This window comes from Leptolyngbya sp. GB1-A1, from assembly GCF_039962475.1.
Taxonomy (GTDB): domain Bacteria; phylum Cyanobacteriota; class Cyanobacteriia; order Elainellales; family Elainellaceae; genus Leptolyngbya_A.
The window spans coordinates 87327-102110 of sequence record NZ_JAMPLI010000014.1 but is presented as its reverse complement, the minus strand read 5'-3'; the positions used below and the strand labels follow the sequence as shown (position 1 = coordinate 102110).

The 14784-nt window shown below is 52.7% G+C and carries 9 protein-coding genes; 2 read left to right on the top strand and 7 right to left on the bottom strand.

All coding sequences use genetic code 11. The features are described 5' to 3' along the window. Positions 1–472 precede the first annotated feature (472 nt). The gene (locus tag NDI45_RS15380; RefSeq protein WP_190791363.1) at positions 473–1471 is read left to right on the top strand and encodes a radical SAM protein; all 999 of its coding nucleotides are present in this window, start codon (positions 473–475) and stop codon (positions 1469–1471) included. Next, entirely contained in the window at positions 1401–2870 is a 1470-nt protein-coding gene (locus tag NDI45_RS15375; RefSeq protein WP_348247855.1) for a glycosyltransferase family 2 protein, read from the top strand. The genes NDI45_RS15380 and NDI45_RS15375 overlap by 71 nt, the downstream gene beginning before the upstream one ends. A 178-nt stretch (positions 2871–3048) precedes the next feature. Here NDI45_RS15375 and NDI45_RS15370 read toward each other — a convergent pair whose 3' ends face one another. From NDI45_RS15370 to NDI45_RS15340, 7 genes are all read right to left on the bottom strand, one after another. After that, positions 3049–3738, bottom strand: a complete 690-nt coding sequence (locus NDI45_RS15370) for a pentapeptide repeat-containing protein (RefSeq protein WP_348247854.1) — start codon at positions 3736–3738, stop codon at positions 3049–3051. 51 nt (positions 3739–3789) lie between these two features. After that, the gene (locus tag NDI45_RS15365; protein WP_348247853.1) at positions 3790–4350 is read right to left on the bottom strand and encodes a chemotaxis protein CheW; all 561 of its coding nucleotides are present in this window, start codon (positions 4348–4350) and stop codon (positions 3790–3792) included. 49 nt (positions 4351–4399) lie between these two features. Further along, on the bottom strand, positions 4400–7681 hold the full coding sequence (locus NDI45_RS15360) for a response regulator (RefSeq protein ID WP_348247852.1): 3282 nt from the start codon (positions 7679–7681) through the stop codon (positions 4400–4402). Positions 7682–7872: 191 nt separating this feature from the next. Continuing rightward, a complete protein-coding gene (locus tag NDI45_RS15355; RefSeq protein WP_348247851.1) occupies positions 7873–11382 on the bottom strand; it encodes a methyl-accepting chemotaxis protein in 3510 nt (1169 codons plus the stop codon). A 340-nt stretch (positions 11383–11722) separates the two neighbouring features. Continuing rightward, the gene (locus NDI45_RS15350; protein ID WP_190789819.1) at positions 11723–12232 is read right to left on the bottom strand and encodes a chemotaxis protein CheW; all 510 of its coding nucleotides are present in this window, start codon (positions 12230–12232) and stop codon (positions 11723–11725) included. A 257-nt stretch (positions 12233–12489) separates the two neighbouring features. Continuing rightward, entirely contained in the window at positions 12490–12867 is a 378-nt protein-coding gene (locus tag NDI45_RS15345; RefSeq protein ID WP_190789818.1) for a response regulator, read from the bottom strand. A 40-nt stretch (positions 12868–12907) separates the two neighbouring features. Beyond that, positions 12908–14044: a response regulator gene (locus tag NDI45_RS15340; protein ID WP_348247850.1), complete on the bottom strand. Its 1137-nt coding sequence runs from the start codon at positions 14042–14044 to the stop codon at positions 12908–12910. Positions 14045–14784 lie beyond the last annotated feature (740 nt).

Below are 14784 nucleotides of genomic sequence, written 5' to 3'. Positions count from 1 at the left end.
CTTGGCTCCAGCGGAGCAACTCTATCAAGTTTGCGTCGGGTTCAATGCTTGAAGCCTAGACAAAGCATGGATAGAGCATAAATATCGATTGATATTGATCGATTTCCTGCCTGAAGGTTTTCTTTATTTCTACTCCTGATTACGATTTGATTTAATGCAAGACTGCTTTCCTGAGTCCGCAACTGCGGGCTTTTTTATGTCTATGCTCAAGCCAGGGCGATCGGCAACGGTTCTGCCTTCCTGCTGAATCATCGGGTTAGAAGACTGCCAGAGCAGGCTCACTAATTTTCTCAATATTTCTCCGCAACCTTGATAGACTATTCCAAGTGTCGAAAGATTGATGAAAGCGAATGCGCTCATCGTCGGGATGGCTTGTCTGGAAACAAAAGCGTTTATCAAGAACGTTGAAGACGGGCATTGCGCTATCCCATCTAGTCATCTCCAAACCCTAGAAGTTTACCTCTAGAAACCTATGCCGCCCCTCATTGCCAACTACTATCTGACCTACCGCTGCAATGCTCGCTGCCACTTCTGCGACATTTGGGCACTGGAGCCAAAGCAGGAGGCAAGCCTGGAAACGATCGAGCATAATCTGCGCGACTTGAGGCGATTAGGCGTGAGGTATGTGGATTTTACCGGGGGTGAACCGCTGCTGCGTCATGATGTTGGGCAAATCTATCAGACTGCAAAACAGCTTGGCTTCACAACCAGCATGACCACTAATACGATCCTCTACCCCAAGAAGGCAAAGGAAATTCAGGGATTAGTAGATTTCCTCAACTTTTCGCTAGATGGCGCAGACGCAGAAACCCACGACCACTCCAGAGGCGTGAAAATCTTCGATACGCTAGTTGAGTCCGTTCAACTTGCCCTATCGCTCGGCGAATATCCGGTGCTGAATCACACGGTGACGGCTCAAAACTACGATCGCATCGGCGGGGTGGCAGAGCTGGGGCAAAAGCTGGGGGTGCGGGTCTGGCTCAACCCGGCATTTACGGCACACAGCAATTACAACAGCAAGAAAAATCCGACACCAGAGATTGCTCAGGCAATCGAGTCAACTGCCAGAAGGTATAGAAATGTTGGCTACAATAAGGCTGCTCTGGCATTTATCGAGGCGGGCGGCAACGATACGCAAAACCCACGCTGTAAAGCGGTGGATGCAGTCATCGCCATTTCGCCACACGATGAGCTATTGCTGCCTTGCTATCACTTTGCTCAAACCGGAGTGCCGATCGAGGGTCGGCTCTATGAGCTGTATCGGGAATCGGAAACGGTTGAGGAATATCGTCAGTCGCAGGGCAAGCTATCGGTATGCGAAGGCTGCACGGTCTGGTGTTACCTGATCCCCAGCTTTTTCAAGGGCGTTGACAAATACTGGTTTCTCAATCAAATGACCTATGCCGGCGAATTCCTGGCGCGAAAGCGATTCCTTCAGCGATCCAATAAGAATGAACTCACTCCTGTCTAATCTTCCTGAACCCCTAGATGACAATGACTTGGACGATTCTCTCACCAGCAGTCATTTATTCGATCGAGGCATGGAAGGACGAAGACAAAAAGCAGCCGTTGCAATCACGATGATTTGGGGCGGCACGATCGCTCTGCATCTGCTATCTTGGGGCATCTGGCTGGTTTGGGGTTTAACCACGCTTATGAGCATTCATGCGCTGCGAGTGCTGCTGGCGCGTCCGCTTCCCCCGGCGAAGCTGCTATCGAGCGACGATCCCGAAGCCTGTCCCTATGTCTCGATGCTGGTTGCTGCAAAAAATGAGGAAGCCGTGATTGGCTCTCTGGTTAAAGATTTATGCAGCCTGGATTATCCGAGTAGCCGCTACGACCTGTGGATCATTGACGACAACAGCACCGATCGCACCCCGCAGGTTCTAGAAAAACTGGCACAGGACTATCCGCAGCTTCATGTAGTTCGACGTTCTGCTAATGCGGGAGGGGGAAAATCGGGTGCGCTGAACGAAGTCTGGGAACTGACGCAGGGCGATATTATTGCCGTCTTTGATGCTGATGCCCAGGTTCCGAAGGAGCTTTTGCGACGGGTTGCGCCATTGTTCGATCGCGAAACGATTGGGGCAGTGCAAGTGCGGAAGGCGATCGTGAATGGATTGACCAATCTCTGGACACGCGGACAGACTGCAGAAATGGCATTTGATAGCTATGTGCAGCAGCAGCGGATCGCGATCGGCGGCATTGGCGAACTGCGGGGCAACGGTCAATTTGTGCGGCGAGCTGCCCTGGAACACTGCGGCGGCTGGAACGAGGAAACGATTACTGACGATCTCGATCTGACGCTGCGGCTGCACCTGAATCGCTGGGAAATTGATCTGCTGATGACTCCTCCCGTTGGTGAAGAAGGCGTCACCACGGCAACCGCGCTCTGGCATCAGCGCAACCGCTGGGCAGAAGGCGGCTATCAGCGATACCTGGACTACTGGCGACTGCTGGTTCGCAACCGCATGGGCACAACAAAATCGATCGACCTGCTGATGTTCATGATGTCGCAGTACCTTCTACCCACTGCCTCTGTACCGGATATGCTGATGGCGATCGTCCGCAGTACGCCTCCGGTGCTGGCTCCGATCACCAGTCTGATGATCACGTTCTCGCTGATCAATCTGTTCCTGGGCATTCGGGCAACACAAAAGGAAACGGTGCGATCGCAAAGCGCAGCGGGCACAGCCCGATCGAGAAGACTGCCGATCGGGGTAGCAAATGCAATGGCACAAACCCTGTTCGGAACGCTCTACATGCTGCACTGGATCCCAGTAATGGCAAGCACGACGCTGCGAATGGCTGTTCGTCCGAAGCAGCTCAAGTGGGTTAAAACAGTGCATCACGGCTCAAAGCAGGGCTAGATGTCCGCTGTTCGCTTAATTGTTAGCTCAATAGAAAAATTAAATTGGAGCGATTGGTTGCGATCGATCGCTTTTTTGTTGCGCTTTTGCTGATGTTCTGTCGCGGAGAAGACCGGGAAAAGCGAAAATCTGATTTACAGATGTTACAGAGGAAATACTGCCTGCTGTGAGGAGCGATTTAGGGCGATCGCCAGTCGGGAGGCAGCGTGGCAAAATCGAGGCGAGCATTCGTTAGATTCGTTCCGGTGAGGTCTGCTTCGGATAAATCAGCGTAGCGTAGATCGGCTCCAGTAAAATTTGCATCTCGCAGATTCGCATTGCGAAGGATGGCTCCATAAAGGCTGGCATTGGTAAAGTTAGCTTCCTGTAAGTTGGCATTGCTTAAGTCAGCGTCGCGGAGTTCTGCGTCCTGGAGCTGTGCCTCGGTGAGATTTGCTCTGGATAGGCTGCTGTGCAGCATCTGTGCCTCTTGAAGGTTAGCGTTTCGCAGGTCTGCTTCGCCTAGATCTGCCCCCTGCAACTGTGCCTCCTGAAAATTGGCATTTCGCAGCATTGCCCGCACCAGCATGGCATTGATCAAAATTGCTTTAGTGAACTTTGCCTGTCTGAGATTTGCACGAGTCAAATCAATCCGGCTCAGGTCACGGCCTTGCAGGTCAACTTGCTCCAGGATACAGTCTGGGCAACGATTGGTCTGATTAATGCGATCGATCGGCGGCAGCGTAGGGCGAATCGGCAGCGCGATCAGGGGTTTGTCTTCTGATGATTCTGTCCCCGACGGCTCCGGCGGCATGACTGTAAACCGAAGGGCGATCGGCACGATGGCAAGCAGAATTGCGGCGATCGGCAGGAGAATTTGAACGTTCATTACAGGTCTAATATCGGTTTTAATATCAATTACTTTCATGGCTTGTGCTTATCACGATCGTTCAATAGGGGAAGACGCAGGCAGGGATTCCCGCGAGGTTGCGCTTTGCAATAATCGAACCTCAAAAAGTTGCTCCAGGTTCAGGAAAAACATTGGCTCTGAGTCAGCGGGTGTGACCAGGGCACTGACACAGCGAATGCCGCTTTCGAGCAAATAGGTGGGCGGCACGGGGGCGAAGGCAGATCGGGGAACGCGACGCAAAACCGGAAGCGCATCCAGCCGAATTCCCATGAGTTCCCCTTCCCGGTAGTCAAGGATCAGCAGATGGGGCTGGGCGGCAGGCATTTCTTCTGAGTCGGCGGGTGGAAGAGTGGGGGAAAGATCGGTGAAAATCCGCGATCGAATGTCCATCACCACAATCTCTTGATTCTGATAGTGGGTCAGGCTGAGGCTCCCATTCGCCGACTGACCATACACCTGCTGAAGCGGAATGACGCGCTGCACCACCAGAATCGGCAGAGCAAACCACAATTGCTGAAGTTGAAAGGTGATCAGCGGCTGGATTGCATCTGAGCGACGGTGGAGAACGCGGCGGGAGAGGAAGGAGGACATTGGGGGGTGGAGGGGTGAGGAGATGAGGGAGTGGAGGGATATCGATCCATCAACCAGCGGGAGTAAGCTCAAGCAGACGTTCCAGAGTTTGGAGGAGGCTTTGCTCGTTGTAGGGTTTGGAGAAGTAGGCGGATGCGCCGAGGTTGATCGCAAGTTGGCGGTGTTTGGTTCCGCTGCGAGAGGTGAGCATGGCGATCGGAATTTGTTCGAGGTGGGGGTCTGACTTAATGCGTGCCAGGAAGCCGTAGCCGTCGAGACGGGGCATTTCGATGTCGCAGATGACGGCTTCGACGTGCAGCCCAGAAGAAAGTTGGTCGAGGGCATCTTGTCCGTCTCTGGCTTGGGCGACGCTATATCCGGCTTTTTCGAGGGTGAGTGCCAGGTATTTGCGAACGTTGATTGAGTCGTCTACGATCAGCACGGTTGGCTGAGTTCTCGGCAGCATTCTCCCTGGGGTTCCAGGCAACATTCCCGCGACCATTCCCGGAATCATTCCTGGGAGCATTCCCGCAGACGACAAATTGATTGATTGCTCGGCAGTTCCTCCCAGGGGCAATCTGCCATTCATGCCATTCACAGGGGACAGGGCGGGATAGGCAGATTGAGCATCGACGACCGATCGTTCGCAGCTTGCGATCCAGTGCAGCAGTTCGGGCAGGTTCACCAGAGGCACAATCCGTCCGTCTCCCAGAATCGTACAGTTGCTCATACCGGGCGGCATTGGAAAACCGCCTTCGACCTGACGAATGGCAACTTCCTGTTCTCCCCAAGAGCGATCGATCTGAATTCCAGCGGGCTGATTGCCCTGATTCACAAGCAAGACGGTGGGGACGGTAATCGCAGGCGGGGTTTCCAGGTCGTCCTGATAGCGAGGATGGTTGAACATAAGCCACTGAGAGAGGCGTACCAATTGAACCATCGTGTTTTCCCAGGTGAAGGCTTCGCTGCCTGCTGTCTTGATAATTTGTTCGGGTTGCAGCAAGATCATTTCCTGGATCGAGTCGGTGGGGAACGCCAGCAGCATTCCGTTGCTTTCCACAATCAAAACCCGCGTCACCGACAGAGTATAGGGAACGGACAGAATAAACGTTGTGCCCCTGCCAGCCTGCGTGTTGACCTTAATTTCGCCCTGAATCTGCCGCAGCCGATCACGCACGACATCCATGCCTACACCGCGACCGGAAAGGGCGGTGACCCGATCGCTCGTGCTGAATCCTGGCTCAAAAATCAAGGACAATAATTCTTCATCGCTGGCAGCTGCAAGCAGAGTTTCATCCAAGCCCATTTGCTGCGCCTTTGCACGGATTTTCTCGATCGGAATGCCGCCGCCGTCGTCGTGAATCGTGATAATCGTGCGGCTATTGCGGTGGCTCGCAGTAATTTCGATCGTGCCTTGCTCTGGTTTACCGTTTGCCCGTCGGGCTTCTGGCGTTTCAATGCCGTGATCAAAGGCATTGCGAAGCAGGTGCATCAGCGGATCGCTCAACGCTTCGAGAATATTGCGCTCGATCAGCGTCCCTTCTCCATGCAGCACCAGCTCAACGGACTTACCGTATTGCAGCGATAGCTCTCGCAGTGCCTTCGGAAAACGGTTCGTAATATCCGACAGCGGACGCATCCTCACCTGGGTCATGCGAGTGCGGAGCTGACGCGATGTTTTATTGAGTTCTCGCGCCGTTTGCTCGGTATCTTCCAGGCTGAGATCAATATCGCTGGCGACTTCCTGAATTTGCACGATCGTTTCCATCACTTCCTGCGACAGCAAATGCACATCGCTGTAGCGATCCATTTCCAGACTGTCGAAACCGTTCAGTCTTGTATTCAGTGCACTGGCTGCTGAGGGCAGGAGCGGAGTTTGATAAGGAATTAGATTCAAGGTTGAGTCGGACGATCGCAGGGCAGGCGGCAGGCTGGATTCGGTTTGAACCCCAACGCGATCGTATTCATCTCTTAAGTGTGTATTTGACTGTTCTAAAACTTGAACACGCTCGTTCAAAATTTGAATTAAACCGCGTAAACGCTTCAGGTGTAAATCAAGCCCGTTTCGTTCGATCGTCAGCTCACCAAACAAATCGCTTAATTGGTCGAGCTGCTTCACCGGAACTCTCACCGTGTTCTCTCCGGTATCTTTCGCAGCCGTGGGAGAAGACGTATCTACGCTAATTTCTGCAAATCGTGCTTCCGATCGAACTCCGGCTTTACTCGAAGCTGGTGCGTTTGCTGTAACTTCAGGAATCGTTGGGGAAACGATCGCGGAGTTCTCTGGCTGGGTTGCCGTAACCTCAACGGTGGCAGGGCGTGAGTCTGAAGCCGCTTCGTTCAGCACAGAGTCCTTCACAGAGTCGAAAATCGGATCATCGATCGCAAATCCCTCGAGCAGTGCAGCATCAGCTTCAGCAACTGCGGCAGCGTCCGTTACTGTAAAATCTGATTTATCCCAATGATGTGCTTCCGCTGCAAAGGGTTCAGCTTCAAAAGGCTCAGCTTCAAATTGATGAACTGAAACCTCAAAACCTGCCGCTTGATCCAGGTTCCAGATTGAATCCGGCATCGAATCTGTTAAATCGGGCACTTCAATCGCCGTTGGCAGTGCTTCTCTTTGACCGATCATGACCAGAGCTTGCGATCGTCGCCAAGCCTGTAATGCGATCGGGGCGATGTCCTCAATGCGATCGGGGGCGGCGGCAATGTGAGCGGCAATCGACCCACAAAGCTGAGTAAAGTTTTCAAGCTGAAGCATTTCGCCCAGTCCGCCCAGTTCTTGCGCCAGAATTTCTAGCTCCTCGCGCAGACAGGGATTGTTTTCGCTCAAAACGGCTTCGAGGCGGGTCAAACAGCCCTCTACCTCGGTTTCAAACAAGAGCGGGACAATGTCATGCCCATCCTCTGGCGACAGCATCGACTGAGCATCTTCGTCTTCTGGATCGCCCAAGCGATCGTGAAGCTGCTCAAAAATGGGCATCGCCTCTCGCTCTAGCCAGGCGGGATCAAGCACGATTTGCTGTCTGTCGCAGTCAATGACGTGCCGCATACAGTCCACCCCAGACAACAGCAGTCCCTCTAGCTCTGCATCGAGGGCGATCGTCTGCCGCTGAATTTTGAGCACCTTGAGCGAGTCTTCGAGCCGATGCGCGAGCTGACTCAGGGCGGTAAAGCCCATCATGCCCGCTCCCCCCTTGATCGAATGAGCCGATCGGAGGGCTGCATTGACTTTTTCAACATGAACCCCGTAATGGGCAAGTCCGAGCAGGGCTTCATCCAGCGTATTCAAATATTCTCGCGCTTCGTCAAGAAACTGAAGTTGGATTGCGAGTTCCTTATCCTGTGACATAGGGGAGGGGTGGGGAGTGGAGGGATGAGGGAATGGGGTGGGAATGAGAGGCTAGGGGGCGATTTAGGGAACGGTTCAGGGACACTTTAGGGGGCACTTTGGGGGCGATCGTTTCTCAAACCTCCTCTGGTCAATAATTTGGGGGTTGTAGGGTAAGCAGTGCCTACCCCACAGGTTCGCCAACAACAGGGTTACTCGACTTCAAATGCACCCACAGACGCCTGCAATTCCTGGGCGATCGTCACGGTTTCGCGGATCGCGTCGGAGACTTGAATTGAGGATTTTGAGGTCTGCTTGGAGACTTGTGCCACCTGTTCAATCAAGCGAGACACGGCAGAAGAGGTTTCTACCTGCGAAACGGTGGCTTCTGAGATCGACTGCACTAGATTGTCGATTTCGCGGGAAACTGCCAGAATTTGACCGAGGCTCTGCTTGGCGTTTTCGACCAGATGGGTTCCCTCGACCACCTGGGCGGTGCTTTGCTCCATGGCTTCCACCACCTGGCTAGTTTCGCGCTGAATGGTCGCGACGATTTTTTCAATCTCCTGGGTGGCGTTGGCAGAGCGGGCTGCCAGTTCTCCGACTTCTTCGGCAACCACGGCAAAGCCCTGTCCTTCTTCGCCTGCGCGGGCTGCTTCGATTCCGGCGTTGATGGCGAGCAGGTTGGTTTGCAGTGCGATCTGGTTAATCAGCGACACCACTTTGGAGATTTGCTGAGAGGATTCGCCCAGTCGCTTTACTTTCTTAGCGGTTTCGCCGATCGTCTCCCGCAGGCTGAGAATGTTTTGCACAGTCAGATCCATTGCGCTGCCGCTGGTTTCTGCGGTGCTGGAGGCGGTGCGGGCAACTTCGGCGGCTTGGCGGGCACTGGTTGCCACCTGACGAATCGAGACGGTCATTTGCTCAACCGATTGGATGATTTGCGTTGTTTCGTCTGCCTGCTTCAGGGCTTCTTCTGCCAGACGGCGAACCGCGCCTTCGTTTTCACCCAGCGAACTGTTAACCTGCTCAACGGACTGTTTGACTTTAGTGACAATCTGCCGCAGGTTTTCCACGATCGAGTTAAAGAAGTCTGCAACCGTGCCAATTTCTCCCGCTGTGACGTTTGCCCGCACGGTCAGATTGCCTCTGGCGGCTCCTTCGACTTCGCTCAGCAGTTCGATGAGCTGCATTTGCAGAGCTTCTTTCTGCCGCCGCTGCTCCTCGGAAAGCACTTCGGCTGCCTGACGGGCCTCTTCTTTTTGCTGGAACAGGTCTGCCTGCTCGAGCGCAAATCCCAGCTCTTTGCTGCTCTTCTTCATCAGCGTGATTTCGCTTTCCTTCCAGCAGTGCGGTTCGCTGCAATGATGGGCAATCAGCAATCCGATCAATTCGTTTTTGATCAAAATGGGCGCGACCAGATTTGCCTTGACCTTAAACTGCTCAAGCTGCCCGATATGGCAAGGGGTAAGCCCAGCTTCATAGATATTATTGGTTGCCTGAACCCGACCGAGTCGATATTTTTCCACGTAGCGATCGGCAAAGCAGGGGTCCGCAATCCGCGCCCCTAATGCAGGCGGAAATTCTCGCACAACGGACTCTGCCACAAAGGTTCCTGCCCAGTTTGCATCAAACAAATACACGCCCACGCGATCGGCTTCCAGGGCTTCCCGCATTTCCCGGACGACGACATCGAAAATGTCTTGACGGTGAATAAACTGCCGCATTCGAGAAACGATCGTATTCACAAGCTGCTCTTGCTGAGCCGTTGTTTCCTGTTGTCGCAGCAGCATTGCCTGAGTCAGGGCATAGCCAATTTGCGTCGTGATTTGCTGCATCAGATCAATGTCTCCTGGCTGCCACAGACGCGGACCCGAACACTGATGCACACACAGCAAGCCAACCAGAGTTTCCCCTGCCAGAACGGGCGCAACGAGATTTGCCTTGACTTCCAACCGCTCTAAAATTTCGCAGTGGCAGCGCGAGAGCTTTGTCTCGTCGACATTGTCCATTTGCGAAATCTTGCCTGTTTTGTATCGCTGCACCGTTCCGGGGGTTAGAGGGTCATAGATTTCCTGTCCCAGCGATTTGATCCAGCGATCGCCTACGGATTCTGAGACGATTTTGCCGCTGGTCATGTCTTCGTTAAACCGATACATCACAATCCGATCGGCTTTGAGCAGTTCTCGAATCGCGTCGAGCGGCGCAGACAAAATGTAATCAACATTAAGCGACTGACGAATCTGGGTGGTGATGCGGCTGAGCAACTGGATTCGCTCGGTCGTGTTTTGCTGATCGGTGTATTGCTGTTTGAGCAGCGATTCTGATGCGGTCACGCTATCTGCCAGCGTATTAAACGTCTGCATCAGTTGACCGACTTCATCGTTCGATTCCACCCGGGCCCGTGCCGATCGATCGCCTGCCGCAAATCGCCGGGTGACTTCTCGCAGTGACTCGATCGGTCGAGCAATCGAGCGTCCAAGCAGCGTTCCCAGTGCCACATCTGCTGCAATTGCCACGACTGCCACCCCAAGCTGAAGCAGCAGAATTTGCCACAGCAATCGGTTCAACGCTGACTCAGACGTGCCGCGCACCAGAATCGCGATCGGTTCACCCTTAGGATTGGGTAACGCTTTTGCCGCAACGGTGTAGGTTTGTCCGTTGACCCGGATGCGATCGGTCACCGCCTCACCGACAGTCTGTTTGGGTTGCAGGGCATCTGCAGCTCGCTGCAAAATTTGGGGATCTGAAAGCGGGACATTTGCCTGCGCTGCTTCGAGATCGGTTGAATTGCCCAGATCAAGGCTGGTTGCCAGCTTAAATTCTCCGTTAGGCTGCCGCGCATAAACGGCACTATAGCCATTCTCAAAGGCAGCAATCGACTCTTCGACGATCGGCTGTTTTACCACATCTCCGGCAACCAGTGCACCAATAGTCGTGTCTCGCTCCGGGTCACGCACAGGCGTCACCACATAGCGAATCAGCCTGTCCTGTTCTTTCAGCTCAGCCGGAAGCGGCGGATTCTCTTTCTTTAATTCTTCGGCACTGACCAACGCATTTGCGCTGACCTGACGCGGTGAAGCGAGAACCTGACTCACCAATCCCTGCGGGTCAAATTTTTCGCCCTGACGATCGGCATTTGCGCTGGCAATGATCCGTCCATCGATGCCAACCAGCGTCGCGTACTCAATGTTGCGGGCTGCAATCTCATTGCTCAGAGTGCGCTTGAGTTCTTCTTCCTGTTCCCCAGAGAGCGATCGTCCGTTTACCCTGTCCCTCGCTGCATTAATAATCAGCGGGTTGTCTGACTGCCCCCGAAACCCAAATCCCATTTGATTGGTTTTGACTTCGTAGGACAGCCGCTCGACCGTCGCCTCCGATTTTGCCTGGTTTGCGAGCTGAGCTCGTCCGCCTGCAATCAGCAGCAGCGCTCCCACTCCCACCAGCCCAAGCACTGCAATTAGCTCGGATGTCAGCAGTGCAAACCTCTGCTTGCGCCGCACGGGTAAATTGCGAAACCAATGATCCGCCTGAACCCGGTTCATCTCAAGCGGAAGACTGACCTGCGATCGCCCCGAATTCAACGATGGTAGTTTTCGGTTGGTTTCAGCAGAAACAGCAGGAACAGACTCAATTTCCGATGGCTCTGACCCGATCGGTTCCAGATCATCTTTGTCAGGCGGAAACTGTCCGTTGGAAAGGGGACGGGGCTGGATGGTCATGAGCGCGATACCTCAGGAATGGAATGGGGAGAACAGAATAGAGAGAATGGGGAGATCAAGAGGTGGGCGATCGGGGGATGGGCAGACGAGGGGAGACAGTAAAGGGGAAAACAGTGAATTAGGCGCGATCGATTTGGAGATTGGGAAATAAACGGAGAATAAACGGGAAATAAATTAGGAAACAGGAGCGAATTTATAAATCAGTGAACAGACTTTTAACAAACAGGCAACAACACTGACAGAAAATAACACCTATAAATGGCTCCTAATGCCTTTCACCCCTTCACATCCCTAGCTCCCCATCTCCCCCATCTCCTCATCCCCTCACCCACTCATCCCTCTACGCCACCCGCAGCACAGACGCCTGCACGATCGCCTCTGCCTCTAGCACTAGCAGCACTTCCTGTCGATCTGAAAGCTGCTGAAGGGCACAGCCGCGCAGGTAGGGAACAAGCGATGCGGCAATTTGCCCAAGGGGAGATTGAATTTGATCGGATTGCAGGCGAACTGATCCTTCGACCCGGTGAACTGCCACACCTAAGGGAATATTGCCGACCTGCAACAGGACGATCGTGTATTGCTGAGTCGAAACATCCAGCAGGGAAACGCCGAGAAGCTGCGCCAGATCGATCGTCCAGCTAATTCGGCTGCGTCGATTGAGTAAGCCCAGCATTACCGGGTGCATATTAGGCATTGGAGTAAGCCGACGCGCAGGCAGCACCAAAGCTTCCTGGATCGACTGCATTGAAATGACGGCTGGAATTTCCGGGGTGAGCCAGAATTTGAGATAGGCATCGCCCGTTTGTTTTTGCGATCGACTTTCGGTCAGCGCAAGCTTTGCAATTTCCATGAGTGAAAAGAGCTGAAAAGGAAGGAGAAGAGAAACTGCGGAGAGATTGTTTGAGAAGTCTCAAAGGAACTACATCGCCCCCTAAATTCCCCAACTTTTGACTTGCCGCTCTAAAAGAGCGAGGGGGAACCTTGAGCCGCTAAACGTTCTGGTGGCAGGTGACAAATGCCTGGTGACAAATGAAAGCTTGCAAGGCTTGGTTCCATCCAGAATTGACTCGTTAGGGAGGCGGTTCGGAAGATTACTCAAATAGCCGCTTAGCCAGAAACCGATTTAATTGCACGAATGAACTGTTCACGGGTAAAGGGTTTGGTGATGTAGGCATCTGCGCCTTGTTTCATGCCCCATAGCCGATCGATTTCCTGGTCTTTTGAGCTGCAAATCACGATCGGAACTCGTTCGGTGACAGGATGCTTTCGCAAGGTCCGGCAGAGTTCAAAGCCGCTCATTCCCGGCATCACCACATCGGTGACAATGACATCGGGCTTTTGTTCGATCGCTTTATCCAGAGCTTCTTTTGCGGTTCCTGCACCAATGACGGAATAGCCGCCTTCTCGCAGGTAATGGCTCATTAACTCCATTTCTGAATGAGTATCTTCAACGATTAGAATCGTTCCCATGATCGTGTTATTCATGCGTTCTCAGATATGAATTTGTTGGATGGCAGTTCTGGCTTCAGGTCAGATGCTTAAACACCATCTTCATCAGGTCAGACTGAGTAAAGGGTTTCGTGAGATAGCCTGAAGCACCAACTAGACGAGCTTTGGCGCGATCGATAAATCCGGTATTACCCGTGACCATAATGATGGGCGTGGCTCGAAAGGTCGGATGCTTTCGCAACAGAGAACATAACTCATAGCCGTCTAAGCTAGGCATGGTTACGTCTAGCAAAATCAAATCCGGTTTACTGCGGATGATCTGCATCAGTGCCCGCACCGGATCACTAATCAACACAACAGAGAACATCTTGTCGTCCAGAAACGCATTAATTGCCTGAAGCACCGTGGGGCTATCGTCAATGCAGGCAATCGTATAAGTCGTTTTGGCAGAGTTTGGGCGAGGCTGTGCTGCCCCGTAGTTTGGAGCGGGTAATCCGTTTGGCGCAATCTTTTGGGCAAAGGGCGATGACCCGTTGCGATCCAGTGGTGCTGCGGTGAGCGCCTCCGATCGCGGTTCGGGCTGCCTGGATTCAAGCGGTCTTGCCTCAGATTGTCTTGCCTCAGACGGTCTTGCCTCAGGCGATCGAGACGGTTCGCTAAACCGATTTTCAGCAGGAGCCGATCGCGGCTTTTGCTGCTGCACCGATTCCACGATCGCTTTCAGATCGAGCTGGCAAAACTGCGGCAGTTGGGCAGGCAATTGATCGGCTTCGATGAGTTCATAGCTTCCAGTCTGCACTGCCAGCAAAGAATCAAGCACTTCTCGTGCCAGTCCCTCGATCAGCTCTGCGGCTTGTTCCGGCAGGAGAAACTGCTGTTCGATCAGCCAGGTAATTGCCTGATAGTCAGGGAGGACTTTCTCGTCTCGATCGCGCACAGACTCAAACAGTAGCCGCACTTGGACGCGAATAGCACTGACCAAACTGGGAACCTTGAGACTGAGACGACGCAAATGGCGATCGAGACGGATAAACGGTTCGGCAGAGCTGGATGCGTAAACCAGTTTGCCCTGCTCTAAGTAGAGTGACCAGATGGTGGAATTGCTCACAACTTGCAAACAGCCGCTTGCCTGACGGCTAATCATTTGAGCCAGGAGACTGAGTGGATGGAGCGTTTGGGGCGATCGATAGGTTCCCATACGGATGGTCTGCATTGAATACTCCGTTCGTCAAAGGGGGCAGAAATCACAAACTGTTGAAAAGAACCAAACATTGGAGACAAACCGAATGGAAGGCAATTTCAAACAGCTAGGGTGACGAGAATGCACACCGCTTAAGAGAAATGAGGGTGAGGAACTGCGTAATCTGTGAGTGACTAGCAGATGCCTGATTGCAAATACAGATCTGCGAAACCAGATCTATAGAACAAGATCTGCGAAACCAGATCTAAAAATGACACTTGAATAAAGCTTGGTAAGATGCAGTGGTTTCGGCAGCGCTGAATTGGCGGTAGTGTTTCCCCTGTTTCCTGCACTCCAGTAACCGATTAGGAGGCAAGAGCCGAACCTGATGTGCAAATCTCTTTCATACCCATTAAGCGTATCAGCTTTCGATGTAAGAGTTATTGACGCTTGATAAAGATAGCCAGAAAAAAGATAAAGAAGATATAAGATTGCAAGGGAGAATCTGCCTGAATACAAGCACTTGAACGATCCGCATTAACTTCGACAATCCAACTAGAATCCATTTGATCAGGATAAAAGTTTCCTGTTTTTACTCCATTTTATGAACTCCTAACCAATCAAAAATGAACTCAGCAAGACATTTGTAAGATATCCGCAAGGCAATGACCTCGATCGAATCAATACACGCGATCGAGGTTATCGATGATACAAAAATAAATTCACAGCAGAATGCAATTGGATTTGATCGGGGGTTAGGGATGGTTGAGGGG